General features: G+C 61.8%; 24 protein-coding genes. 9 read left to right on the top strand and 15 right to left on the bottom strand.

Annotation, left to right across the window (positions count from 1 at the left end):
• Nucleotides 1–106: 106 nt before the first annotated feature.
• A complete protein-coding gene (locus FGE05_RS04540) occupies nt 107–1,051 on the top strand; it encodes a transporter (RefSeq protein WP_139641919.1) in 945 nt (314 codons plus the stop codon).
• A gap of 134 nt (nt 1,052–1,185) precedes the next feature.
• Here FGE05_RS04540 and FGE05_RS04535 read toward each other — a convergent pair whose 3' ends face one another.
• The 4 genes from FGE05_RS04535 to FGE05_RS04520 all read right to left on the bottom strand — a co-directional run bounded on the left by FGE05_RS04535 (nt 1,186) and on the right by FGE05_RS04520 (nt 5,348).
• On the bottom strand, nt 1,186–2,394 hold the full coding sequence (locus FGE05_RS04535; RefSeq protein ID WP_176562979.1) for a DSD1 family PLP-dependent enzyme: 1,209 nt from the start codon (nt 2,392–2,394) through the stop codon (nt 1,186–1,188).
• Nucleotides 2,395–2,468: 74 nt separating this feature from the next.
• A complete protein-coding gene (locus tag FGE05_RS04530; RefSeq protein WP_175361555.1) occupies nt 2,469–3,797 on the bottom strand; it encodes a D-arabinono-1,4-lactone oxidase in 1,329 nt (442 codons plus the stop codon).
• Nucleotides 3,798–3,870: 73 nt separating this feature from the next.
• Nucleotides 3,871–4,242 (bottom strand): cytochrome c5 family protein, encoded by a 372-nt coding sequence (locus FGE05_RS04525; RefSeq protein ID WP_139641913.1) that lies wholly within the window; start codon nt 4,240–4,242, stop codon nt 3,871–3,873.
• A 221-nt stretch (nt 4,243–4,463) separates the two neighbouring features.
• Nucleotides 4,464–5,348 (bottom strand): LysR family transcriptional regulator, encoded by an 885-nt coding sequence (locus tag FGE05_RS04520; protein WP_139641911.1) that lies wholly within the window; start codon nt 5,346–5,348, stop codon nt 4,464–4,466.
• A gap of 118 nt (nt 5,349–5,466) precedes the next feature.
• Between FGE05_RS04520 and FGE05_RS04515 the strand changes: the two genes are divergently transcribed.
• Nucleotides 5,467–7,110, top strand: a complete 1,644-nt coding sequence (locus tag FGE05_RS04515; RefSeq protein WP_139641909.1) for a GMC family oxidoreductase — start codon at nt 5,467–5,469, stop codon at nt 7,108–7,110.
• A gap of 204 nt (nt 7,111–7,314) precedes the next feature.
• Nucleotides 7,315–8,937, top strand: a complete 1,623-nt coding sequence (locus FGE05_RS04510) for an MFS transporter (protein WP_139641907.1) — start codon at nt 7,315–7,317, stop codon at nt 8,935–8,937.
• A 170-nt stretch (nt 8,938–9,107) separates the two neighbouring features.
• On the opposite strand, the gene FGE05_RS04505 is transcribed toward FGE05_RS04510, so the two are convergent.
• On the bottom strand, nt 9,108–9,515 hold the full coding sequence (locus FGE05_RS04505) for a response regulator (protein ID WP_024781367.1): 408 nt from the start codon (nt 9,513–9,515) through the stop codon (nt 9,108–9,110).
• A 254-nt stretch (nt 9,516–9,769) separates the two neighbouring features.
• On the opposite strand from FGE05_RS04505, the gene FGE05_RS04500 reads away from it, so the two are divergent.
• Together FGE05_RS04500 and FGE05_RS04490 are read left to right on the top strand one after the other, a co-directional pair.
• On the top strand, nt 9,770–11,686 hold the full coding sequence (locus tag FGE05_RS04500; RefSeq protein ID WP_139641906.1) for a DNA topoisomerase III: 1,917 nt from the start codon (nt 9,770–9,772) through the stop codon (nt 11,684–11,686).
• A 677-nt stretch (nt 11,687–12,363) separates the two neighbouring features.
• Nucleotides 12,364–12,693: a hypothetical protein gene (locus FGE05_RS04490; RefSeq protein ID WP_139641901.1), complete on the top strand. Its 330-nt coding sequence runs from the start codon at nt 12,364–12,366 to the stop codon at nt 12,691–12,693.
• Nucleotides 12,694–12,777: 84 nt separating this feature from the next.
• Here the strand turns inward: FGE05_RS04490 and glsB are convergent, their stop codons facing one another.
• Complete coding sequence (gene glsB / locus FGE05_RS04485) at nt 12,778–13,686, bottom strand: glutaminase B (RefSeq protein WP_041023651.1); 909 nt, start codon at nt 13,684–13,686, stop codon at nt 12,778–12,780.
• A gap of 264 nt (nt 13,687–13,950) precedes the next feature.
• On the opposite strand from glsB, the gene FGE05_RS04480 reads away from it, so the two are divergent.
• Nucleotides 13,951–14,145, top strand: a complete 195-nt coding sequence (locus tag FGE05_RS04480; RefSeq protein WP_041023650.1) for a hypothetical protein — start codon at nt 13,951–13,953, stop codon at nt 14,143–14,145.
• A 9-nt stretch (nt 14,146–14,154) separates the two neighbouring features.
• Here the strand turns inward: FGE05_RS04480 and FGE05_RS04475 are convergent, their stop codons facing one another.
• The 9 genes from FGE05_RS04475 to FGE05_RS04435 form a co-directional block, all read right to left on the bottom strand.
• Nucleotides 14,155–15,168 carry a hypothetical protein gene (locus FGE05_RS04475; RefSeq protein ID WP_139641899.1) on the bottom strand — a complete coding sequence of 338 codons (1,014 nt, stop codon included), beginning with the start codon at nt 15,166–15,168 and terminating at the stop codon, nt 14,155–14,157.
• Nucleotides 15,169–15,377: 209 nt separating this feature from the next.
• The gene (locus FGE05_RS04470; RefSeq protein WP_139641897.1) at nt 15,378–16,307 is read right to left on the bottom strand and encodes a ZIP family metal transporter; all 930 of its coding nucleotides are present in this window, start codon (nt 16,305–16,307) and stop codon (nt 15,378–15,380) included.
• Nucleotides 16,308–16,383: 76 nt separating this feature from the next.
• Nucleotides 16,384–17,265, bottom strand: a complete 882-nt coding sequence (locus FGE05_RS04465) for a manganese catalase family protein (protein ID WP_139641895.1) — start codon at nt 17,263–17,265, stop codon at nt 16,384–16,386.
• Between the two features lie 233 nt (nt 17,266–17,498).
• Nucleotides 17,499–17,876, bottom strand: coding sequence for a general stress protein (locus FGE05_RS04460; RefSeq protein WP_139642501.1), 378 nt, complete (start codon nt 17,874–17,876; stop codon nt 17,499–17,501).
• Between the two features lie 45 nt (nt 17,877–17,921).
• Complete coding sequence (locus FGE05_RS04455; protein WP_139641892.1) at nt 17,922–18,185, bottom strand: hypothetical protein; 264 nt, start codon at nt 18,183–18,185, stop codon at nt 17,922–17,924.
• Nucleotides 18,186–18,309: 124 nt separating this feature from the next.
• Nucleotides 18,310–18,564: a metallothionein gene (locus FGE05_RS04450; RefSeq protein ID WP_241802170.1), complete on the bottom strand. Its 255-nt coding sequence runs from the start codon at nt 18,562–18,564 to the stop codon at nt 18,310–18,312.
• 10 nt (nt 18,565–18,574) lie between these two features.
• Nucleotides 18,575–18,844, bottom strand: coding sequence for a hypothetical protein (locus FGE05_RS04445; RefSeq protein ID WP_139641890.1), 270 nt, complete (start codon nt 18,842–18,844; stop codon nt 18,575–18,577).
• Between the two features lie 59 nt (nt 18,845–18,903).
• Nucleotides 18,904–19,413: a ferritin-like domain-containing protein gene (locus tag FGE05_RS04440; protein ID WP_139641888.1), complete on the bottom strand. Its 510-nt coding sequence runs from the start codon at nt 19,411–19,413 to the stop codon at nt 18,904–18,906.
• 285 nt (nt 19,414–19,698) lie between these two features.
• Complete coding sequence (locus FGE05_RS04435; protein WP_041023643.1) at nt 19,699–20,601, bottom strand: LysR family transcriptional regulator; 903 nt, start codon at nt 20,599–20,601, stop codon at nt 19,699–19,701.
• A 145-nt stretch (nt 20,602–20,746) separates the two neighbouring features.
• Here FGE05_RS04435 and FGE05_RS04430 point away from each other — a divergent pair, with 145 nt between their 5' ends.
• From FGE05_RS04430 to FGE05_RS04420, 3 genes are read left to right on the top strand one after another with little or no spacing between them, the layout of a single operon-like run.
• Nucleotides 20,747–21,445 (top strand): CoA transferase subunit A, encoded by a 699-nt coding sequence (locus tag FGE05_RS04430; RefSeq protein ID WP_047703666.1) that lies wholly within the window; start codon nt 20,747–20,749, stop codon nt 21,443–21,445.
• 33 nt (nt 21,446–21,478) lie between these two features.
• A complete protein-coding gene (locus FGE05_RS04425) occupies nt 21,479–22,144 on the top strand; it encodes a CoA transferase subunit B (RefSeq protein ID WP_003180355.1) in 666 nt (221 codons plus the stop codon).
• Between the two features lie 11 nt (nt 22,145–22,155).
• Nucleotides 22,156–23,337 (top strand): acetyl-CoA C-acetyltransferase, encoded by a 1,182-nt coding sequence (locus FGE05_RS04420; protein ID WP_139641886.1) that lies wholly within the window; start codon nt 22,156–22,158, stop codon nt 23,335–23,337.
• Nucleotides 23,338–23,465: the final 128 nt, after the last annotated feature.

Raw genomic sequence — 23,465 nt, 5'->3', positions numbered from 1 at the left:
AGCCCCCCTGTATGGCCGCCAATACCCTGCCCTGCCAGCCGCGAACGGCTTATTTGTATGGCTCGGACCTTCGGTGTACCTCCAACAATAATAATGAGCGCCTCACATGAACCCGATCCGCACGACATTCGCCTTGCAAATGACCCTGGGCCTGGCCTGCAGCTGCGCGCTGCCCGCCCTGGCCACCGAAAACGGAGTCGACAACATCGGCCCCGGCACCGACGGCTTCTTCGTGTTGCCGCTGGAGGTCGACAGCCTTCCGGACAACATGGTCGCGTTCAACCTCTACTACAACCATTACAAAGCCCGGACATTCAACATCAGTTCGCTGGGCGGCAAGGTGCCGGGGGTCGAAATCGAGTCCACTGCCGTGATCCCGCGCATCGATTACCTGAGTCCGCTGCGGTTCGCCGGTGGGCGACTGGGGATCTATGTCGCCCAGCCCTGGATCAAGCAGGAGGTCGCGCTGTTCGGCATGAGCGACACCCGCGAAGGCATGGGCGATACCACCATTTCCCCCATCGTGCTCTGGGACATGGGCAAGAACCTGACCCTGGCCGCGGCCGTGGAAATCACCGTGCCCACCGGCGAATACAGTTCCGATCGACTGGCCAACACCAGCAATAATTTCTACACCTACAAACCGCTGTTTTCCTTCACCTGGCTGCCCACGGAAAACACCGAGGTGTCGATGAAAACCACCTACAGCTTCAACCAGAAGAACAAGGACACCGACTACCGCTCGGGGCAGATTTTTCATTTCGATTATTCCGCCAGCTACCGGCTGACCGACAACCTGAGGGTGGGGCTCAACGGCTACTACCTCAAGCAGACCACCGACGACAAACAGTTCGGTCGCACCGTGCAATTCGCCGGTCAGGATGTGGACGATGGCGTGCGCGGCCAGGTCTTCGCCATCGGCCCGGCGCTGTACCTGACCTTCCTCAAGTACGCCAGCGCCGAGGTTCGCTGGGCCAAGGAATTCGACGTGGAGAACCGCCCCGAAGGCGAAATGCTCTGGGCGAAGCTGAGTATTCCGTTTGAGCTATAAGCGCCTCTTCTGATTGTTCCCACGCTCTGCGTGGGAATACAGCCAGGGACGCTCCGCGTCCCGAAGAGCCGAACGCAGAGCGTCCGTTGAGGCATTCCCACGCAGAGCGCGGGAACGATCACTGCCACACTGGATCAACCATAGACCGGCCACGTCTCGACAATCCGCCCCCCGCGCACCGCCAGCAGATCACCGAACTGCAGCAGCACCGACTCGACCTGGGTCGGCCTCAGGAACACCTGGTCCTCCACCGCCAGCCCCACCGCCTCGGAGCCATTGGCCATTTCCTGGTTGGAACTGCGGCCATAGAGACTGTTGCTCTTCAGGCCGGGAGGGGATTCGAAATCGGCCATCCAGTTGCCACCGTAGAGGAAGAAGGTCTCGCGCTGGTTCACGTCCCACCAGGAAAAGATCCGCGACTTGTCGTCCAGCGCCGGAAGGTTCACCGCGCCGGTGCGCTTGAGCACCGGGGTCGCAATGTAGGCCGCCGGCACATGCTCGCTCAAGGAGGGCAGGTCGTAATGACTGGGTTTGAGCATGGCCGTGCCCACCGACACTTCGCTACTGAGGCGTTCCTGTTCATGCAGGCGATAGCTGGGGCTGCCCGCGGTATTGAGGGTCAGGCCCGGGTGCCACAGGTCGGGGTAGCGCAACCGGAGGAAATCCACCCGCGTGGTGTAGGTCGCCATGACCCGCGCCAACAGCGTTTCAGGGCTCGCCAACAGTTCCGGCACGCCCATGCCTACGAATGGGTCATAGCCCATGAACCCGGCGAACTCCAATTGCGCAGGATGGGCACGAATCAGCTTGAGCATCGCGTCCAGGCTCGCGTCATCGGCCACCCCGCCCCGGTGCAGGCCGACGTCCAGTTCGATATTGACCCGCATGCGCGTGCCCAGCCCTTGGGCCAGGGCCTGGTATTGCTGGACGCGCTCGGGCGTATCCAGCAGCCACTGCAACTGGCGGGACGGGTCGAACGGGCCTTTGTGAAGCTGATAGAACAGCTCGGCGGAACGCACCGGCAGCGGCTTGCCCAGCAAGATATCGGCATCGGGAAACTGCAGCGCATCGTGGTTGAGAAACGGCTGGTGAAACGACATCAACCGCCGGGTCTCGGCCCGCTCGCCGATGTACTTCAGCAATTGAGGCGAAGGCAGAGACTTCTCCACCAGCCGCAACTGCTTGCCCGCGCGCCGGACCGAAGCCTTCACCACATCGATATTGTGATCGAGGCGATCCAGGTCGATCAGCATCACCGGACGCATGGGGCCATGGGCCTTGAGCTCGCGGTTCAACTGACGGAAATAATCACTGTACGGCCCGCCCCGGTCATCCGGCCGCAGCCAGGCCCCGGCACCGGCCAGCAATATCCCGGCGCCCAACGTTCCCTTCAGCAAACCACGACGATTGAAAGCCATCAGCTCACCCCCAGGATCGTTGAAAGATGCCCATTTAGAAACTTCCCAGCGGGATCCAGGGCCTGGCGCACCTGGATGAATTCGTTCCAGCGCGGGTACAGCGCCTGGAGCGCCCTGGCGTTCAGGGAATGCAATTTCCCCCAGTGCGGTCGGCCCTGGTATTTCCAGAAAATCGGCTCGATGGCGGCGAAGAAATTGTGATGGTCCATCTGGTAATGCTGGTGGACGGAGATCGAACAACTGTCCCGTCCTTCGAACATGCTCAAGGGGATGTCGTCGGCCTTCACGTAGCGGTATTCGATGGGAAACCAGGTCCGCAGGTCCTTGTCGCGAATCAGCGCGAGGATCTCCCGCAGACACGCCGGCCCATGCTCGGCCGGCACTGAATACTCCATCTCATTGAAACGCACGGTACGGGCATTGGCGTAGATGTCATGGGAATCACCGACCCGGTCGTCGAAGTCGGCCACCAGTCGCAGGCTGTTGAGCAACGATCGTCGGATCGCCGGAAAGTCGCTGCCGTACTTGTCGAGCTTCTCGATCAGGGTGACGAATTCATTGCCGCCCTCCTCCTCGGGACTGATGGGCGGCGTGGCCGGATCGGTGGTTTCGTTCAGGGTGATCGACAGCGCATAGTCGGAGTGGGTAACCACCTGCATTTCCCAGTGCTGGTTATCCCGGGTATTGGCGTCCACCTCTTCCAGCAACTCTTCGGTTTTCGCCACCCATTGGCGCTCGCGCAACCGATAGGCAGCGCGGTTCTGCAAGCGCACACGGGTCACCAACCCCAGCGCTCCGAGCGACACACGTCCCGCCTTGAACACCTCGGGGTGACGCTTGGCATCGCAATCGAATACCTCGCCGCTGGCCGTCACCAGTTGCAGGCCGACGACCTGGGAGGCATACGAGCCGAAGGCCTTGCCGGTACCATGGGTCGAGGTAGCGATGGCGCCGGCCAGAGTCTGATAATCCACGTCGGCCATGTTCGGCAACGCCTGGCCGATGGCCTTGAGCGCCGGGCCCATGCGCGACATCGGTGTACCGCCGCCGAACTCGGCTTGCAGACTGGCTGCGTCATGCTCCAGCAGGCCGCTGAAAAAACTCAGGGACAACAGAGTTCCATCGGTGGGCACCAGGGCACTGAAGGAATGACCGGAGCCCACCGGACGGATCCGCCCATCGGCGCGGATCACCACTTGCACCAGTTCATCGAGGTCCTTGGGCGCCAGCCGCGCGGCAGGCAGGCAACTCTGTGCACCGGACCAGTTGCGCCATGGGATCAATCGTGGCGCGCGCATCAGGTCGGCCAGGGCGCCCTGGCTGCCCATCGCCGTGAAGGCGGCAACCACACCGGCCCGCTGCAGCCATTGGCGTCGTGAGTAGTCCATCGTCATGCCCCTGCTATTGGAATTGTTGGCCGGACATGAAGGCGATCAACGCCAGGAACTGCTCTTCGGAACAGTGCATGCACATGCCCATCGGCGGCATGCCGTTGTAGCCGTTGATCGCGTGGTCCAGCAGGGTATCGGCGCCCTGGGCCACCCGCGGCGCCCAGGCATTGACGTCGCCGGTCAGGGGCGCACCGGCGCCGGGGTTGGCATGGCAGAGCTTGCAACTGCTGTCGTAGACCTGGGCCAGCGCCGCATCGGCGGGCATGGCGTTGACGGCCGCGGGCGCAGGCGGCTTGGCCTCTTCGCCGCATCCGGCGAGCAGCGCGCCAAGCAGCGTGAGGGTCGCGGTTTGAAGCAGGACAGAAGGAAAAGTTGCCGACATAAAGCCCCTCTCGGCGGCGCATGGGTGCGCCTTTCTTGTTGTGGGTCTGGCAGTTCCCACGTTAAGGCACGCCGGCGTGTCGGCTTGAGGTCATTGGGGGCCAGAAAAGGGGGCTTGGGCGGCCAGGGCTGATATCTGTCCATGAGGACCTGTGGCGAGGGGATTTATCCCCTCGCCACAGATGAATGCCTTGCCACAGGGCCATGTCCACCTGATGCAGATCAGGGCAACAATGTCCCCTGCTCCCGCTCGCACAGCTGCACCACGTAATCCCACAGCACCCGCAGGCGCACGGATTTGTGCAGTTCGCGACGGGTGCTGATCCAGTAGCTGCGGCGCAGGGTTTCGTCGGGCAGCAAGGGCACCAGCGCCGGGTCGTTGCTGGCCATGTAGCACGGCAGCACGGCGATTCCGAGGCCCGAGCGTGCGGCCTGTTGCTGGGCGATGACGCTGGTGCTGTGGAACACCACTCGCGGGTTGCGGCAAAAGCTGTTGAGAAACATCAGTTCCTGGCTGAACAGCAGGTCATCGACGTAACCGATCCAGGCGTGACGGGCCAGGTCCTCGCGACTGCGCAGCGGTGGCGCGCGGTCCAGGTAAGCCTGGCTGGCGTACAGCGCCAGGCTGTAGTCGGTGAGCTTGCGGGTCACCAGCAGGTCGGCCGCCGGGCGTTCGAGGTGAATGCTGATCTCCGCCTCGCGGTTGAGGATGCTGACGAATCGCGGCACCGCCACCAGCTCCACCTCCAGCCCCGGATAGCGTTGGAACAAGCCGTCCATGCGACTGGCCAGGAACATGATGCCCAGCCCCTCGGTCACCCCCAGGCGAATCTTGCCCAGGGGTGCGCTGGACTGGGTAATGTCCTCCTGGGCCAGCAACGCCACGTTCTCCATGGCCTCGGCGTGCTTGAGCAGCGTCTCGCCAGCCGGGGTCAGTTCATAGCCTTGGGCGTGCTGGACAAACAACGCGGTCCCCAGGCTTTTCTCGATGGCTTCGATGTGCCGGGCCACGGTGGCGTGGGTCGTGTTCAGCCGCCGCGCCGCGGTCAGCAGGCGGCCGCTGCGTTGCAGCTCCAGAAAATAACGCAGGTCATTCCAATCGAACATGAACGCTCCTTGCCCATCGCTGTTTATAAACGCACAGCCGTTGCGCAAAAACTAACATTCTTTTAACGAAAACTAACAACTAGGATGGGTCAGACAAAAACAAAAAATGAGGTCGCGGATGCAACCTGTCGTCGATGAATACGATTACGTGATCGTGGGCGCCGGTCCTGCCGGATGCCTGCTGGCCAATCGGCTTTCGGCCAATCCCCAACATCGGGTGCTGCTGCTCGAAGCCGGCGGACGCGACAATTATCCATGGATTCACATCCCGGTCGGCTACCTGTTCTGCATCGGCAATCCACGTACCGATTGGTGCTTCAAGACCGAAGCACAACCCGGCCTGCAAGGGCGTGCCTTGAGTTATCCGCGCGGCAAGGTACTGGGCGGCTGCTCCTCCATCAACGGCATGATCTACATGCGCGGTCAGGCCGCGGACTACGACGGCTGGGCCGCCGATGGCAACTCCGGTTGGGCCTGGAAAGACGTTCTGCCGCTGTTCCGGCAAAGCGAAAATCACTTCGCCGGGGATTCCGAACTGCATGGCGCCAGCGGCGAATGGCGGGTCGAACGCCAGCGCCTGTCATGGCCGATCCTCGACGCCTTCCGCAGCGCCGCCGAACAGAGCGGCATTGCCAATGTCGACGACTTCAACGGTGGTGACAATGAAGGCTGCGGCTACTTCCAGGTCAATCAGAAAGCCGGCGTGCGTTGGAACGCGGCCAAGGCGTTCCTGAAACCGGCTCGACAGCGCGCCAACCTCACCGTCCTCACCGAAGTCGAAGTCGACCGCGTGCTGCTGCGCGATGACCGGGCCCACGCCGTCAGCGCCCGCTGGCAAGGCAAAGGCATGACCTTCAAGGCACGCAAGGAGATCGTCCTGTGCGCCGGCGCCATCGGCTCGCCGGGAATCCTGCAGCGCTCCGGGATCGGCCCGCGCAACCTGCTGCAGCGCTTGGGGATCGGCGTGGTGCATGAACTGCCGGGGGTGGGCGGCAACCTGCAGGACCACCTGCAACTGCGGCTCATCTACCAGCTGGAAAATGCCCGGACCCTGAACCAGGTCGCCGGCTCGCTGTGGGGCAAGATGGGCATGGGCCTGCGCTACCTTTATGACCGCAGCGGCCCCCTGTCCATGGCGCCCAGCCAGCTCGGTGCGTTTGCCCGCTCGGGACCGGAGCAGACCTCGGCCAACCTCGAATACCACGTGCAGCCATTGTCCCTGGAACGCTTCGGCGAGCCCCTGCACAGCTTCCCGGCGTTCACCGCGTCGGTCTGCGACCTGCGCCCGCAAAGCCGCGGCCGGGTAGACATTCGCTCGGCCGACCCGCACGAGGCGCCGTTGATCCAGCCCAATTACCTGAGCCATCCCGAAGACCTGCGGGTCGCCGCCGACGCCATCCGCTTGACCCGACGCATTGTGGCCGCGCCCGCCCTGCAAGCCTTCAAGCCAAAGGAATACCTGCCGGGCCCCAGCCTGCAGAGCGAAGAAGAACTGCATCGTGCCGCCGCCCGCATCGGCACGACGATTTTTCATCCGGTGGGCACCTGCCGTATGGGCCAGGACGCTGACGCGGTGGTGGACGCGCAACTACGGGTCCATGGCATCAAGGGCCTGCGCATCGCCGATGCCTCGATCATGCCGCGCATCACTTCGGGCAATACCTGCTCGCCGACGCTGATGATCGCAGAGAAGGCCGCGCGGATGATGCTTGAGCCGAACGCGACGAACAACGTCGTTGCAAAGGAGCCTGCCACAGCCTGAAGAACAACCAAATCCCTTGTGGGAGCGAGCCTGCTCGCGATAGCGGTATGCCTGTTAGCGAATAGGTTGACTGACACACCGCCATCGCGAGCAGGCTCGCTCCCACAGGGAACAGCAGTCACTCAAGGAATGCGTCAAAGCAGGAGATGCCAAACCGGCATCGACAGTGGAACAACAAAAACAATCACTGTGAGGGTTACCGCTATGTCCGAGCATGTTCAACCCCTGGAAGCCACGCGGAGCGTCGGCGCCAGTCGGGATATCCAGAAAGTCATCTTCGCCTCCTCCCTGGGGACGGTGTTCGAGTGGTACGACTTTTTTCTCTACGGCGCCCTGGCCGCGGTGATCAGCAAACAGTTCTTCGCCGGTGTCAACGACACCACGGCCTTCATCTTCGCCCTGATGGCGTTCGCCGCCGGCTTCGTCGTACGGCCGTTCGGCGCGCTGGTGTTCGGGCGGCTGGGGGACATGATCGGGCGCAAATACACGTTCCTGGCGACCATCATCCTCATGGGCCTGGCGACGTTCTGCGTCGGCCTGCTACCCAACTACGCCAGCATCGGCATCGCCGCGCCGATCATCCTGGTCGCGCTGCGCATGCTCCAAGGCCTGGCCCTGGGCGGTGAATATGGCGGCGCAGCGACCTACGTCGCCGAACACGCGCCCATCGGCAAGCGCGGCTTCCACACCAGCTGGATCCAGTCCACGGCCACCCTCGGACTGCTGCTCTCGCTGCTGGTGATACTGGGCTGCCGCTACTTCACGGGGGACCAGTTCGAAGTCTGGGGCTGGCGCATTCCGTTCCTGCTGTCGATCCTGCTGTTGGGCATCTCCACCTGGATCCGCATGAGCCTGCACGAATCGCCGGCCTTCGTGAAAATGAAAGAAGAAGGCAAGTGCTGCAAGGCGCCGATCCGTGAATCGTTCGGCAAGTGGGAAAACCTCAAGGTCGTGCTGATCGCGCTGTTCAGCATCAATGCCGGGCAAGCGGTGACCTTCTATGCCGCGCAGTTCTATGTGCTGTTTTTCCTCACCCAGTTCCTGAAAATGGACCCAGCCCTGGCCAACAGCCTGCTGATCGTCAGCGTGGTGATCGGCGCTCCGTTCTTCGTCTTCTTTGGCTGGCTCTCGGATAAAGTCGGGCGCAAACCGGTACTGATGATCGGCCTGCTGCTGGCGACGGCGTTGTACTTCCCGATCTTCAAGACCCTGGCCCACTACGCCAACCCGGCGATCGACCTGGCAAGCCGCCAGGCACCGATCAGCGTGGTCGCCGACCCGGCCACCTGCACCTTCCAGTTCGACCCGGTGGGCAAGGCGCGTTTTGATAGCCCTTGCGACAAGGTCAAGACGTTCCTGGTCAAGCAAGGCCTGCCCTACAGCAGCGTCGCGGCACCGGCGGGCAGCACGGTGCAGGTCAACGTCGGTGACGTGAAGATCGAGGGGTATGACGAAGCCGCCCTGCGCGGCGCGGTGACCCTGGCGGGCTATCCGCAAAAAGCCGACGCCCAGCAGATCAACCGGCCGATGATCGTCGCCTTGATCGTGGCGCTGATCATCATCTCGGCGATGTGCTACGGCCCGCTGGCGGCGTTGATGGTCGAACTGTTTCCGACCCGCATCCGCTACACCGCCATGTCCCTGCCCTACCATATCGGCAACGGCTGGTTCGGTGGCTTCCTGCCCACCGTGTCGTTCGCCCTGGTGGTCTACACCGGGGATATTTTCTACGGGCTGTGGTACCCGGTAGTGATCACCGGAGTGAGCCTGATGGTGGGCATGCTTTGCCTGCGCGAAACCAAGAACGTGGATCTGGAAAAGAACTGAGAAACAGCAGCATCACTCCTGTTTGTAGGAGCATAGCCTGCTCGCGATTGCGGTAAGTCGGCCAACCACAATGTTGACGGGTCTACCGCTATCGCAAGCAAACTATGCTCCCACAGGTTCGTGGTTCAACTGACTGGCATCAGGCTCCCACAGATACTCATCTGTATCCGTCAATGGAGCTGGTGATCCTTCACCGTGCTCTCCACCAGGTCCAGCATCTGCCCCAGCGCCCAGGGCTTGGCGATGAATGCAGCGTGGTGCTTGATCCCGGCGCTTTCCGGCGTTTCGAAACCGGACATGATCAGCAACGGTATCTGTGGCCAGCGATCTCCGGTCAGGTTTGCCAGGTCCGCACCGTCCAACGTGCCTGGCATGGTGATATCGGTCAGCAACAGGTCGACAAAATCCGCGCTCTGCTCAAGGAATGTCAGCGCCGAATCGGCGCTTTCCCGAGGCTCCACGACAAACCCTTCGTCCTCCAGGATTTCGCACAGGAATTCCAGTATCGTCGGGTCATCCTCAACAACGAGAATCAGACGCGTGGTGGCCTGTCCGTCGCCCTTCGGCATCGAATTCATAAAGTGACTCTCCTTGATCCCGCCAATGGTTTACGCGGTTTCAGCCGCTCTGAAAGTTATGAGCGACGCACTCGCGAGAAATTCATTCCAAGTACAGACCGACCGCCGAACGTCACCCCAGACGCTCCAAACGCCCCAAACGCTCCAAACGCAGCGCAACGCTTTGTCTGTATATCCATACAGATAAAGCTTGCTCTCGGGCCGATCCCTGACCATGCTATCGCCCCATGAAACCTGCTCAGGAAAAGGGCGTTATGCGGTTGTACCTGTGTGAGAAACCGTCCCAGGCCAAGGACATCGCTGCGGTGCTTGGCGCCACACGGCGCGGTGACGGCTGTTGGTTGGGCGCGAACGTCACGGTGACCTGGTGCATCGGCCATCTGCTGGAAACCGCCCCGCCCGATGCCTACGATGCCCGCTACAAGCGCTGGGTACTGGCGGACCTGCCCATCGTGCCGGCGCAATGGAAAATGACCGTCAAGCCAAAAACCGCCAGCCAGTACAAGGCGGTCAAGCGCCTGCTGGGGGAAGCCAAGGAACTGGTGATCGCCACCGACGCCGACCGGGAAGGCGAAATGATCGCCCGGGAGCTGGTGGAGCACTGCCGCTATCGCGGGCCGATCCAGCGGCTGTGGCTGTCGGCCCTCGACGAAGCCTCGATCCGCAAGGCCCTAGCCGCCCTCAAGCCGGGAGCCGAAACCTTCAACCTGTATCACTCGGCCCTGGGTCGCTCCCGGGCCGACTGGCTGATCGGCATGAACATGAGTCGCCTGTTCACGTTGCTGGGACGTCAGTCCGGTTACCAGGGCGTGCTGCCGGTGGGTCGGGTGCAGACGCCGACCCTGCGACTGGTGGTGGACCGCGACCGCAGCATCGCCGACTTCGTGCCGGTCGCCTATTGGGCCATCGATGTGCAACTGCGCCACGATGGCACGGCCTTCACTGCCCAGTGGCGCGCCGCCCCGGACGCCTGCGACGACCAGGAGCGCTGCCTGAACCAGGCCCTGGCCCGCGATGCCGCCCAGGCCATGAGCAACGCCCATACCGCCCTGGTGACCAAGGTGCGCACCGAACGCCTGCGTGAAGCGGCACCGCTGCCATTCGACCTGGGCACCCTGCAGGAAGTCTGCTCGAAGAAACTCGGCCTCGGCGCCCAGGAAACCCTGGACATCGCCCAGTCGCTCTATGAAACCTACAAAGTCATTACCTATCCCCGCAGCGATTGCGGCTACCTGCCCTTGAGCCAGCACAGCGAAGCCCCCGCCATCCTGGCCGCCCTCGCCCAGGCCGACCCGGGCCTCGCGCCGCTGCGTGAACACCTGCAACCGCAACGCAAATCCCGGGCCTGGAACGACGCCAAGGTCAGCGCCCACCACGGCATCATTCCCACCGCCGCGGCGAAGAACCTCGACAAGCTCGCTGGCAAGCAACGGGCCGTCTATACGCTGATTCGCGCACGCTACCTGGCGCAGTTCCTGCCCAACCATGAGTACGACCGGACCCAGGCCGACTTCGATTGCGCCGGCCAGGCGCTGCGGGCCGTGGGCAAGCAGATCGTCGAGCCCGGCTGGAAACGCGCCTTGCCCGAAGCCTTGGCCCCCGCCAAGGGGCGTGAAGCGGCGCAACCACAGACTTTGCCAGCACTGGTCGAAGGTCACGACTGTGACGTGGACAAAGTGACACTCAAGGACCTGTGGACCCAGCCTCCCAAGCCGTTCACCGAAGGCGACCTGATCAAGGCGATGAAGAACGTCGCCAAACTGGTGGAAGATCCACTGCTCAAGCAGAAGCTCAAGGACACCACCGGCATCGGCACCGAAGCGACCCGGGCTTCGATCATCCAGGGCTTGCTCGATCGCGGCTACCTGGTGAAAAACGGCAAAGCCTTGTCCGCCACCCCGGCGGCCTTCAGCCTGATCGACGCCGTCCCCCGCGCCATCGCCGACCCCGGCACCACCGCCATCTGGGAACAGGCGCTGGACATGGTGCAAAGCGGTGAGATGAGCCTGGAGGAATTCGTCACCCGGCAAGCCGCCTGGATGAGCAAGCACATTGCCCGTTGCCAGGGCATGAGCCTGACCATCAGCGGCCCGGCCAGCCGCGCCGCAGCGCCCTGGAAGAAAAAGCGCAAGCCGGCCAAGCGCAGACCCGCCAAAACCAAAACAACCTGAAGCACCTTGTGGCGAGGGGATTTATCCCCGCTGGGGCGCGAAGCGGCCCTAAACACCAACACCTCGTATATCAGATAGATTGAGGCGACTCACTTGGGGCCGCTTCGCAGCCCAGCGGGGATAAATCCCCTCGCCACAAATAATCCCAAACCTGACCTGCCCCCACTGCGCGCTCCAAGATTTTTCATACCCAAACCATTTTGTCCGACAATATGTAGTGAACAAAAATAATCACTACAAAACCGTTGACGACGCCGATTTGCCCTTGCATGATGCAGACGTCTCCCCGATCGGGAGTACAGGCAACCGTTTGAGCAAGCTCGTCTGACCGCCGAGCTGTTTTTTTGGATAAGGGACTGCCCACAAGGCAGATTGAAGGTGCTGACCTGGCATGACCGTCCGGTAACAAGGACGAGAAACGTCGGTGAAGGTCCTCATGACGCGAGTGGTCGACCCTCGAAAGTTGACACTGCCTTAAGGTTCTTCGCTGTTTCTCTTCGTTGTAGCGCATTTGCGTAGCAGCCCTTCGATAGCACTACACAACCGATGCACGGCTCCGTTGAAGTCTGACGGACGAACGCTGACGGCCTGGTTTCGGTCGCAGGCAGGCACTGACCGAGAAGCGAAATCTTTGCGAACCACCAGACAGATCAACCAAATGGTCAAGGGGCTTACACATGAATCTGAACAATCAACCATCTATTGATGAACTGGCTCGCATGTTCGCAGCACACAAGGACACACTCGACAGCCATATCCTGTGGATCAGCAAGACTGGCCAGGTCCACATGGATTGCCTGTCGCCCTACGCGCACGAAGGCGAGTTCGAACAGCACCAACAAGACCTGTGCGCCCGGCTGAAGATGTACCGCCGCGGCCAAGGTTACGTGGGCAAGAAGGCTGCGGCCGACAAGGACTTTATCGGTCGCGTGCTGCAAACGCTGACCCAGGCCTGGCAGTCGGTCCAAAACACTTCGCAAGTGCAGGTCATCGACCGCTTCTGCTGATCGCAGTTGAAAAAAAGGCCCGTTCCTGGTGGAGGAACGGGCCTTTTCTTTGCGGCCTGGTGGCCTGTACTCAAATGAGCCTCACTAGAACACCGACCAGCCGATTCGCTGGCTGAGCAATTCCAGCGCCGCCATGCCGGCAAGGGAATTTCCGGCGGCGTTGAGCTCTGGCGACCAGACGCACACCGTGAAGCGCCCCGGTACCACGGCGACAATCCCGCCGCCCACGCCGCTCTTGCCAGGCAGACCGACACGGTAGGCAAAATTACCCGCCTCGTCGTACAGCCCGCTGGTCGCCATGATGGAGTTGACCTGCTGGGTCTGGCGGGCACTCAGGATCTGTTCGCCGCTGTGTTTGCAGAAGCCGTCGTTGGCCAGGAAACAGAACGCTCGGGCCAGGTCGATACAGCTCATTCGCAGCGCACAGTGACTGAAATAACTGCGCAACACCGCTTCCACGTCGTTATGGAAGTTACCGAACGATTGCATCAAGTAAGCCATCGCCGCGTTCCGGGCGCGGTGCTGGTATTCCGACTCAGCGACCTTGCCATCCACCATCACCTGGGGATTGCCCGACAGCCGTCGCACGAAATCACGCATCGACAACGCCGGGGCGGCGAAACGCGACTGGTTGATATCGCAGATCACCAGGGCACCGGCGTTGATGAATGGGTTGCGTGGGCGACCGCGCTCGAACTCCAGCTGCACCAGGGAATTGAACGGCTGGCCGGACGGCTCATGGCCCAGGCGCTCCCAGATGGCTTCGCCGGAATGCTCGATAGCCTGCACCAGGCTGAAAACCTTGGAAATACTCTGTACCGAAAACGGCGTTTCAGCATCACCTGCGCAATACATCTCGCCGTCGTTGCCATACACGGCAATGCCCAACTGGTTGCCAGGCACGCTGCCCAGGGCCGGAATGTAGTTGGCCACCTTGCCCTGACCAATCAGGGGGCGGACCGCATCGAGGATCTCGTTCAACAGTGCTTGCATGTGCGGGGGTCCAGTCATTTCATTCCCCGTTCGAGTGCGGGGATACAGACCCTAGACGCTGGTGGACGGGATCAGAGCACACTCATGTATCAAGCCGCTCACCTTTCGCTGGGAAGGAGAGTAGCTGTGGGAGCGAGGCTTGCCCGCGATAAAGTCCATGCGGTCCCTCCTGGAACCGAGTCGCTGCCTCGCGGGCAAGCCTTGCTCCCACAGAGCACACAATCGAGCGGTCTATAGTGAAAGACCAACCGGCAGGAGGATACGATGCGCCAGATCATGCAGAAAGAACCCTGGTGGGCCTCGCCGCCCAGGCCAGGACAGGATGAAAGCGAGTTGGAATGGGGCTGGCTGGTGATTTACAGCGAAGGCGAGCCACGCTTCGAATTCGTCAGGGAACGCCCTTCGGACGAACAGATCCGTCACCGCAAGGGTTGTCGCGTCACGCTTGGTGCAGAATGAACCCGCCCGTCACGGCTTGATGTCGGGCAGCGCCACCGCCTGATTCGCCAGCTCCGCCTCCACCAGGTTGCCTTCGATTTCTTCGTCCAGGTAGTACACCGGTGCCAGCACGCCACTGAGGGGATGCTTGAGTGACTTGAACCAGGCTTCATCGAACGCGGCGCTCAGGCTTTTGCGAATCTGCGCCTCCATTTCCGGCCGCTCGCCTTCGTGGATGACCGCGCGAACACCTGCCACGCCCACCGAAATCAGTGCCCCTACCGCCTTCCCGGCCACGGCTGCGGCCGCACTGGCCGCCCCTCGCGTGGCGAATTGGGCTTCGATCTTTTCACTGGTGCGTTGCGCCACTGCGGCAATCACCGCATCCGAGGGGCCCGCCCCCGTGTCGGCGGCCTTGTTGACGTGGTCGATCAACGCGGCGTAGGCCGGCAGCGTATTCAGCGGCTCGGTGTGGACCATCTCATACAACGAAGCATTGCGCGCCGCCGGTGGTCCCAGGTTGATCGCGGTAATGCCGTGCAGGCGCCGGTTCATCAGCTCGTCTGGGATTTGATGCCTCTGTGCGATCACCTGGGCCTGCTGATTGAGCAGGCGCACGTAATAACTTGTCGCGGCGGCCCTGATCGCTTCAGGATCGATCTCCACGGCCACCGGTTCCAGCACCCGCTCGCGGTACTGCTCTTGAAGGTAGAGTGCCAGGCGGTTGGAGGCGGAATCCGCTTCGCCCTTGGCACTGGCGGCGTACCAGCTGACCTTCACCGCCATCCATTCCTGGGTCCAATAGCTGCTGAACCAGGGGATGAACTCAGCCTCGGTCCGTTCGTACACCAGCACCCGCCAATGCTCCATCGACCCACGGGCATAGACTTCAGCCTGCCCGATAGCGCTTTTGGAAGCCGCGATGAGCTGCTGGTCGACCTGCCGCCAGGTGTCCTGGGCAACCGCGCTCACCTGCTGGCCGCGCGGGGGCGTGGCGCACCCCGCCAGAGCGATCAAAACGGCCAGCATCAGCGAACGCAGCACGATCGCGCCACCCCGGATTCATGTCATCCATGGCATTGAGTATAGGTGGCAGGAAACAACAAAGCTGACCCACCGCTATCGCGAGCAGGCTCGCTCCCACAGGGGATTCGCGGTGGACGCTGTTGTCATGAACACCTCAGGACCACTGTGGGAGCGAGCCTGCTCGCGATGGCGGCGGTACAGTCGACATCAATAACGCAAGCTGACCCTCAGCCCAGCGCCGTGTCGAGGAACATCATTACCGCGAACCCCATCATCAAGCCCAGAGTAGCCGGGGTTTCATGGCCGTTGCGGTGGGTTTCGGGAATCACCTCGTGGGACACCACGAAAATCATCGCCCCGGCCGCCAGGCCCAGGCTGATGGGGTAGGCCACGGCCACGCCCGAGGACATGCCCAGGCCGATCACCGCCCCCAACGGCTCCATCAGCCCCGAGCCGACCGCAATCAACGCGGCCCGCAGGGTACTGATGCCGGTGACTCGCAGGGCCATGGCAATGGCGAGCCCTTCGGGAATGTCCTGGATAGCAATCGCCGTGGTCAGGGGCAGGCCGACCTTGAAGTCACCGTCGGCAAAACTGACGCCGATGGCCATGCCCTCCGGCAAGTTGTGCAAGGTAATCGCGAGCACGAACAGCCAGACGCGATTGATGCGTTCGGCTTGCGGCCCACGCCGGCCGCTCAATTCGTGTTCGTGGGGAATAAACCGGTCAAGGCCGATCATCAGCGCAACGCCCAACCCCAGGCCCAGCACCACGACAAACGCAGCGAGCAGCTGATTGCCGCAAATCACTCGGGCGGCTTCGATGCCGGGCAATATCAGCGAAAACGAACTGGCGGCCAGCATCATGCCGGCGGCAAAGCCCAACATGATGTCCTGGGTGCGAGAGGAGATATCCCGCAACACCACGGCCATGATTGCGCCCAAGGCCGTGGCGGCGAATCCGGAGGTTCCGCCCAGCACCGCATAGCCCAGGTGGTGACGGTCGGCACCTACCAATGCGTTATAACCGCTGTAGAGCAACAACGCAGCGACCACCGCCAGCCCGAGCCAGAAGCTCGCGCCCAGCAGCAGGTTGTCGTGCAGGGGATCCAGCCAGGTGCGCCAGGGCGATCGGATCCGGGAAGTCGGCTGGTCCATCAAATATCCTTACAGGCTTTAGCCAGGCCCTATGAAAGATTCAGCGAGGAGGCCAGGCCCCCTCGCCGCGTTGTACCTACAGTTTGTCACCTTGCATTCCCGAACCCAAGTCGGCACCTGTGGTGGGGTCGCTCTCGGGGTTGGACATCGTCCGCGCCTTCATGTCCATCAGCAGGGCTTCGTCTTTTTTACTCAGTTGTACGCTGGCCAGGCCATCGCCGCCGTCCACCGCCGGCGTGGGGTTTTCGACGAACTCCCAGTCGTCACCCTGGTTCCACGGGCCGCGAACAGCCGGCTCGCCCTGGGACATGTTGAAGTACACGTTGGTGAACTCCGGCATGCCTGGCAATTTACCTTGAGGAAAATTGGGCTGGATGGAATGCAGGGCTTTTTCAAATGACAACTGGTGTGCGATCTCCCGGGTCATCAGGAAACCCAATGCCTCTTTTACACCCGGATCGTCGGTGACGTTCATCAGCCGTTCATAGACAATTTTCGCCCGGGCCTCGGCCGCGATGTTGGAGCGCATGTCCGCGGTCGGCTCGCCGATGGTGTCGACGTAGGCTGCGGTCCAAGGCACACCCGCCGAGTTGGTCAGGGGCGAACCGGCGCCGTACAGCAGGCTGGTGATATGCGAATCGTTGCCAGCACCGTTGATGTCCCGGTACAGCTGCCCTTCCTTTTCCACGCCTTCGGCCATCTTGCCCTTGGCGCCCTTGTTCAGCATCACGATGATCGAACCGATGATCTCCAGATGGCTGAGTTCCTCGGTGGCGATATCCATGAGCAGATCCTTGCGACCCGGATCATCCTCGGAGAGCGCCTGGGTGAAATAACGAGAGGCCGCCGCCAACTCCCCCTGGGCCCCACCGAACTGTTCCAGCAGCAGGTTGGCAAGACCTGGATTCGGTTCTGCCACACGCACGGTGTACTGCAGTCGCTTATTATGTAGAAACATGTTTGAACTCCTCGATCAGGGCACAACTTATGGGCCTACCGACAAACGGCAGACTGACGAATATCTGAATAAATAAAGGAAATTAAATTTACTTTTTACTCAATAACGACAGCAGGCGGAAAACTCGATCACGCCAATCTTCAAATCATTGAATAACGCAGCCAATGGGTATTTTTATAGCTTGGCAGTACAAGCCCCCTGTCAGCGCCAAGGGGCCTGCCTGTCATGGCGTGTTACGACTTGCGCCCACCGCCGTGGCTACTTTCACCGCCCTTCTTGCCGGCTTCCGAAGCTTTTTCCCGGTCGTTGGCGAAATTGCCACCCGATGCCTGTCCGCCTTTGCGACCAGCTTCCGAAGCACGCTCAGGGTCGTTGGCAAAATTGCCACCGGACGCCTGCCCGCCCTTGCGCCCAGCCTCTGCGGCACGTTGAGGGTCATTGGCGAAATTGCCGCCGGACGCCTGGCCACCTTTGCGGCCGGCCTCCGAAGCGCGTGCAGGATCGTTGGCAAAATTGCCCCCGGACGCTTGCCCGCCTTTTTTCCCGGCTTCCGATGCCTTTTCACGATCGTTAGCGAAATTGCCAGGGTTTTTATTGCCTGTATTAGCCATTTCATTCACCTCGTTAGTTACTATCCGCGAACCTGTCGGCTCGTATTATTCGGAGAACACGAGGCCGATAAGGTTTGAACAGAGTTCGGCAACCGGCGACGAACGGTCAGCACTTGTGAGTTCATTAAAAACACACAATCCGATGCTATCGAACAAGCGGCAGCCGATAAATTCACTTAAATAATTAAAGGCTATCGACGGACCTGAAACAGGCCGGCAAAAAGCCCAATGAACAGTGCGTGTCTTTCCACGCCGTCCGCCAAAGGCCGGATGGCGCCGGCACCCCACTGCACCGGTCTCGTCACCCATACCTCGCGCCGTTCCAGGAAGCCAAAACTCGCGGGCTGCCGGCGTTATCTTGCACCGCCGCACTGTCCGGCTTGCGGCGTCCGGGCACCCTGTCGCCACTGCCCGGATATAGACGTGCCGTTAATCAGGGAGAAATCGGATCACTGGCCGGGAAGGTTTCCTCCAGCGCATCGTCCAGTTGCTCATTGGTCACGTCCCGCTCCCCGACCTTGCCACTGCGCTCGCAATGGCAGTCGGGCGCCGGACAGGGTTCGCCATTGGGGTGCTGCTCGGCGCAGGCCTGACTGCAATAGGCCTCGCCGTCATGGTTGAACATCCGCTGTGGGTCCACCTCACATTGGCAATCGGGGCAGCCGCATTTCATCTTCGATTCGCTCATGCTTTTTCTCCTAGGAGCCCACCAGCAACTGGACCTCGAGATTGGCTGCCGCGATACCGTGCTTGACCACGTACACCTCGGCGTCCCAGCCTTTGGTCAGGTTGCGGTAGGACTGGATGCCAAGGGCCGTGCCGCTGCTCCATTCCATGACGTCACCGACGTCGATGTCATTGGCCGAACGCAACTCAAGCACGGTGTGGCCTTCCTCCTGCGCCACGTACACACCCACCATTGCGCTCTGTCGATTGATGGCTCGTACCTCTCCGCTGGTCTGATTCATACACCTCCTCTATGCGCCGGTTGGCGAACGGCCGGCCCTGGGTCGGCCGCTCTTCACGTTCAGCGCTTGGCTTCGGTATGGGGATTGTCGGAGCGTTCCAGGAACGCCTGGGTGATCTCCGGCAAGTGGTCGCGCAGCCAATCGGCCATGGCGATCTCTTGTGGCAGGATCTGCTCGCAGGCCCGCTGGGTCTCGACGTCGCCGGCCACTTTCGCCGCCGCGATCAGCACGGTATAGGAAGCGATTTCCAGGTTCTCGAACACGTAGCCGCTCATCGCGCCCTTGACCACCTCATCGCTCATGGTCATGCCACCGACCGCCTGACCGAAAGCCATGAGCTTGCCGGCCATGTCCTTGATCATCGATGTGCTGCCGCCCAATCGCTGGATGCATTGCTCCACCAGCTTCTGTTGCCCGAGGGTTTCCTGCAGATGCTCTTCGATGCGGGCCTTGAGCACCGGGTAGTGCTTCAGCCGCTCGGCCTGGGCCTTGAGCATTTTTTCCGCTTGCTGCTCCATGGCATGGGCGTCGTTGAGCCAGTCCAGCAGGTTCTCTTTAGGCGTTGCCATTTCCTTCTCCTTTTCCGTGGTCGAGACTGCACCGCAGCGCGACGGTTCTGAAATACCGCACATAAAAGTGGATGTTCCAGGCAGCGGGAAAGTTTGAAGAAAGCGCGATGCAGGGCGACGAAAGGCACGGGTGGCGGTTCGGCTGCATTTGTGTTGAATGTTCTGCCCCTTCGCGAGCAGGCTCGCTCCCACAGGAGGTCGCCGCTGTCCCCTGTGGGAGCGAGCCTGCTCGCGAAGGCAATTTGTCAGCGACATCAATGTAAGCTGACGCCCGAAGGTCCGGGCTCAATGCATCCCCAATCGAGCACCCAGGTCCTGATCCTTGAGGGTATCGAACAGCGCCTGCGCCGCCGCCGAGAGTTCATGCCCCGGTTTGGTCAGCACACCAATGGCGCGCTCCACCACCGGATCGCCCAGGGTGATGCAGCGGGCACCGAGTTCATGCATTTGCCCGACGCACAACGCCGGCACCGCGCTCACCCCCAGGCCGCTGGCGACCATGCGTCCGACCGTCGCCAACTGATGGCTCTCGAACTCCACCGGCAGCTTCATGCCCCGGGCCTGGAGATGCTCTTCCAGCATCACCCGCACGGTGGAGGGCCGTTGCAGGGTGATGAACGGCTGTTCCAACAAGGTCTGCCACTGGATTTCGCTGCGTTGGGCCAACGGCGAATCCAACGGTACCACCGCGACGAAACGATCCAGGTACAACGGCGTGAACGCCAGGGATGAACCCGGCAGCGGCTCGAACGCAACGCCCAGTTCGACGTGACGGTCACGCACCATCTCCAGCACCTGTTCGTTGATCACATCGTTGACCGTGACGTTGACATTCGGATAGCGGACGCGGAAGGTCTTGAGGATCGGTGGCAGCAGGTTGCCGGCGAACGACGGCATGGCCGCCAGGGTCACCCGTCCGCGTTGCAAGGTAAAGCGCTGGCGCATCTCATCCTCGGCGTTGTCCCAGTCGGCAATCAGCCGTCGGGCCAGGGGCAACAGGGATTCCCCCTCAGGCGTCAGGGCCACGTTGCGGGTGTTGCGGCTGAACAGGCGCCCGCCCAAGCCTTCTTCCAGGGCCTTGATGGTCAGGCTCAGGGCCGACTGGGACAGATGCAGTCGCTCACACGCCACGGCGAAGCTCAGGCTTTGGGCCACGGCCAGAAAGGCACGGATCTGCTTGAGGGTCATGGTCACTTTGCTCCGAGCCGCAAGAGGTGGGCGGCGATTATTGAGATTTATCAATCAATCTAATCTAAAAATCAACTTAACAAATATATGACTTGGCGTAACACTGCATTCCATTGCGACCCCATCAAGAATAAAAGAGGTGTCTATGGCAGGTTTCGACAAACGCGTGAGCTCCTATGAAGAAGCGCTGGCGGGCTTGAAGGACGGCATGACCGTCATCGCCGGCGGCTTCGGCCTGTGCGGCATTCCGGAAAACCTGATCGCCGAGATCAAGCGCAAGGGCATCCGCGACCTCACCGTGGTGTCCAACAACTGCGGCGTCGATGGCTTCGGCCTCGGCGTGCTCCTGGAAGATCGGCAGATCCGCAAAGTGATTGCCTCCTACGTGGGCGAGAACGCCCTCTTCGAGCAGCAGTTGTTGAGCGGCGAGATCGAAGTCCAACTCACCCCCCAAGGCACCCTCGCGGAAAAAATGCGCGCCGGCGGTGCAGGCATCCCCGCGTTCTTTACCGCCACCGGCGTCGGTACTCCGGTGGCCGAAGGCAAGGAAGTGCGTGAGTTCCATGGTCGTCAGTACTTGATGGAAGAGTCCATCACCGGCGACTTCGCCATCGTCAAAGGCTGGAAAGCCGACCACTTCGGCAACGTGGTCTATCGCCACACCGCCCAGAACTTCAACCCACTGGCCGCCACGGCGGGCAAGATCACCGTGGTCGAAGTCGAAGAGATCGTCGAACCCGGCGAGCTGGACCCGACGCAGATCCATACCCCTGGCATCTACGTCGACCGGATCATCTGCGGCACGTTCGAGAAGCGCATCGAACAGCGCACCGTACGCAAGTGATCCCCAGCCTCCAGCCACAGAAGGAATAACGACATGGCACTTTCCCGCGAACAAATGGCTCAACGCGTCGCCCGCGAAATGCAGGACGGCTACTACGTGAACCTGGGCATCGGCATTCCCACCCTGGTCGCCAACTACATCCCCGAAGGCATGGAAGTCATGCTGCAATCGGAAAACGGCTTGCTCGGCATGGGCGCGTTCCCCACCGAGGCCGAGGTCGATGCCGACATGATCAATGCCGGCAAGCAGACCGTTACCGCGCGCATCGGCGCATCGATCTTTTCTTCGGCCGAATCGTTCGCCATGATCCGCGGCGGTCACATCGACCTGACCGTGCTCGGCGCGTTCGAGGTGGATGTCGAAGGCAACATCGCCTCGTGGATGATCCCCGGCAAGCTGGTCAAGGGCATGGGCGGGGCGATGGACCTGGTGGCCGGTGCCGAGAACATCATCGTCACCATGACCCATGCGTCGAAGGACGGCGAATCGAAACTGCTCCCCCGTTGCAGCCTGCCGCTGACTGGCGCCGGTTGCATCAAGCGCGTGCTGACCGACCTGGCCTACCTGGAAATCCAAGATGGCGCCTTCATCCTGAAAGAACGGGCCCCAGGCGTCAGCGTCGAGGAAATCGTCGCCAAGACCGCCGGCAAATTGATCGTGCCGGACCATGTGCCTGAAATGCAGTTCGCTGCCCAATGAGGAGAGATGCGATGCAAGAAGTCGTGATTGTCGCCGCCACCCGTACCGCCATCGGCAGCTTCCAGGGTTCGCTGGCGTCCATTGCCGCACCGGAACTCGGTGCAGCGGTGATCCGTCGCCTGCTGGAACAGACCGGCCTTTCCGGCGAGCAGGTCGATGAAGTGATTCTTGGCCAGGTGCTGACCGCAGGCTCCGGGCAGAACCCGGCGCGCCAGGCGTCGATCCTGGCCGGGCTGCCCCATGCCGTGCCCGCGATGACCCTGAACAAGGTCTGTGGTTCGGGGCTCAAGGCGTTACACCTCGGTGCCCAGGCTATCCGCTGTGGCGATGCCGACGTCATCATCGCCGGCGGCATGGAAAACATGAGCCTGGCCCCCTACGTACTGCCGGCTGCCCGCACAGGCCTGCGCATGGGCCATGCGCAGATGATCGACAGCATGATCACCGATGGCTTGTGGGATGCTTTCAACGATTACCACATGGGCATCACCGCCGAGAACCTGGTGGACAAGTACGGCATCAGTCGCGAGGAGCAGGACGCCTTTGCCGCCGCCTCCCAGCAGAAAGCCGTGGCCGCGATTGAGGGTGGCCGGTTCGCCGATGAGATCACGCCGATCCAGATTCCCCAGCGCAAGGGCGACCCGCTGACCTTTGCCACCGACGAACAACCACGGGCCGGCACCACCGCCGAATCCCTGGGCAAACTCAAGCCCGCCTTCAAGAAGGACGGCAGCGTCACCGCTGGCAACGCTTCGTCACTCAATGACGGTGCGGCGGCGGTGCTGCTGATGAGCGCCGACAAAGCCAAGGCGCTGGGCTTGCCGGTACTGGCGAAAATCAGTGCCTACGCCAACGCCGGCGTCGACCCGGCCATCATGGGCATCGGCCCGGTTTCAGCCACCCGCCGCTGCCTGGACAAGGCCGGCTGGTCCCTGGAGCAACTGGACCTGATCGAAGCCAACGAAGCCTTTGCCGCCCAGTCGTTGGCCGTGGCCAGGGAGCTGAAGTGGGACATGGACAAGGTCAACGTCAATGGCGGCGCCATCGCCCTGGGCCACCCGATCGGTGCTTCGGGCTGCCGGGTACTGGTGTCGTTGCTGCATGAGATGATCAAGCGCGACGCCAAGAAAGGCCTGGCGACGCTGTGCATCGGCGGCGGCCAGGGCGTGGCCCTGGCCCTGGAACGGCCATAACCGGCAACGGGCTCAACGGTGGCTGAGCGGACCCACGAATATCCGCACTGCCACCGGCACCACCACCGGCGCAACCTCGGTTGCGCCGGTTTTTTTGCCTGCTGACTGTCGGGGTGATGTTGGCTGTG

The sequence above is a fragment of the Pseudomonas sp. ICMP22404 genome (genome assembly GCF_006227205.1).
GTDB lineage: Bacteria > Pseudomonadota > Gammaproteobacteria > Pseudomonadales > Pseudomonadaceae > Aquipseudomonas.
Note: the sequence above shows the minus strand (reverse complement) of the source record. Positions and strands in the feature narration are given on the sequence as shown.

Excerpts from the sequence above, each read along its gene's own strand:
- FGE05_RS04425 (WP_003180355.1), top strand. The coding sequence starts at position 21,479 with ATGGCACTTTCCCGCGAACAAATGGCTCAACGCGTCGCCCGCGAAATG.
- FGE05_RS04445 (WP_139641890.1), bottom strand. The coding sequence starts at position 18,844 with ATGAATCAGACCAGCGGAGAGGTACGAGCCATCAATCGACAGAGCGCA.
- FGE05_RS04540 (WP_139641919.1), top strand. The coding sequence starts at position 107 with ATGAACCCGATCCGCACGACATTCGCCTTGCAAATGACCCTGGGCCTG.
- FGE05_RS04505 (WP_024781367.1), bottom strand. The coding sequence starts at position 9,515 with ATGAATTCGATGCCGAAGGGCGACGGACAGGCCACCACGCGTCTGATT.
- FGE05_RS04435 (WP_041023643.1), bottom strand. The coding sequence starts at position 20,601 with ATGACCCTCAAGCAGATCCGTGCCTTTCTGGCCGTGGCCCAAAGCCTG.
- FGE05_RS04450 (WP_241802170.1), bottom strand. The coding sequence starts at position 18,564 with ATGAGCGAATCGAAGATGAAATGCGGCTGCCCCGATTGCCAATGTGAG.
- FGE05_RS04525 (WP_139641913.1), bottom strand. The coding sequence starts at position 4,242 with ATGTCGGCAACTTTTCCTTCTGTCCTGCTTCAAACCGCGACCCTCACG.
- glsB (WP_041023651.1), bottom strand. The coding sequence starts at position 13,686 with ATGCAAGCACTGTTGAACGAGATCCTCGATGCGGTCCGCCCCCTGATT.
- FGE05_RS04530 (WP_175361555.1), bottom strand. The coding sequence starts at position 3,797 with ATGGGCAGCCAGGGCGCCCTGGCCGACCTGATGCGCGCGCCACGATTG.
- FGE05_RS04500 (WP_139641906.1), top strand. The coding sequence starts at position 9,770 with ATGCGGTTGTACCTGTGTGAGAAACCGTCCCAGGCCAAGGACATCGCT.
- FGE05_RS04440 (WP_139641888.1), bottom strand. The coding sequence starts at position 19,413 with ATGGCAACGCCTAAAGAGAACCTGCTGGACTGGCTCAACGACGCCCAT.
- FGE05_RS04470 (WP_139641897.1), bottom strand. The coding sequence starts at position 16,307 with ATGGACCAGCCGACTTCCCGGATCCGATCGCCCTGGCGCACCTGGCTG.
- FGE05_RS04480 (WP_041023650.1), top strand. The coding sequence starts at position 13,951 with ATGCGCCAGATCATGCAGAAAGAACCCTGGTGGGCCTCGCCGCCCAGG.
- FGE05_RS04460 (WP_139642501.1), bottom strand. The coding sequence starts at position 17,876 with ATGGCTAATACAGGCAATAAAAACCCTGGCAATTTCGCTAACGATCGT.
- FGE05_RS04420 (WP_139641886.1), top strand. The coding sequence starts at position 22,156 with ATGCAAGAAGTCGTGATTGTCGCCGCCACCCGTACCGCCATCGGCAGC.
- FGE05_RS04510 (WP_139641907.1), top strand. The coding sequence starts at position 7,315 with ATGTCCGAGCATGTTCAACCCCTGGAAGCCACGCGGAGCGTCGGCGCC.
- FGE05_RS04455 (WP_139641892.1), bottom strand. The coding sequence starts at position 18,185 with ATGGGTGACGAGACCGGTGCAGTGGGGTGCCGGCGCCATCCGGCCTTT.
- FGE05_RS04430 (WP_047703666.1), top strand. The coding sequence starts at position 20,747 with ATGGCAGGTTTCGACAAACGCGTGAGCTCCTATGAAGAAGCGCTGGCG.
- FGE05_RS04515 (WP_139641909.1), top strand. The coding sequence starts at position 5,467 with ATGCAACCTGTCGTCGATGAATACGATTACGTGATCGTGGGCGCCGGT.
- FGE05_RS04490 (WP_139641901.1), top strand. The coding sequence starts at position 12,364 with ATGAATCTGAACAATCAACCATCTATTGATGAACTGGCTCGCATGTTC.
- FGE05_RS04520 (WP_139641911.1), bottom strand. The coding sequence starts at position 5,348 with ATGTTCGATTGGAATGACCTGCGTTATTTTCTGGAGCTGCAACGCAGC.
- FGE05_RS04465 (WP_139641895.1), bottom strand. The coding sequence starts at position 17,265 with ATGTTTCTACATAATAAGCGACTGCAGTACACCGTGCGTGTGGCAGAA.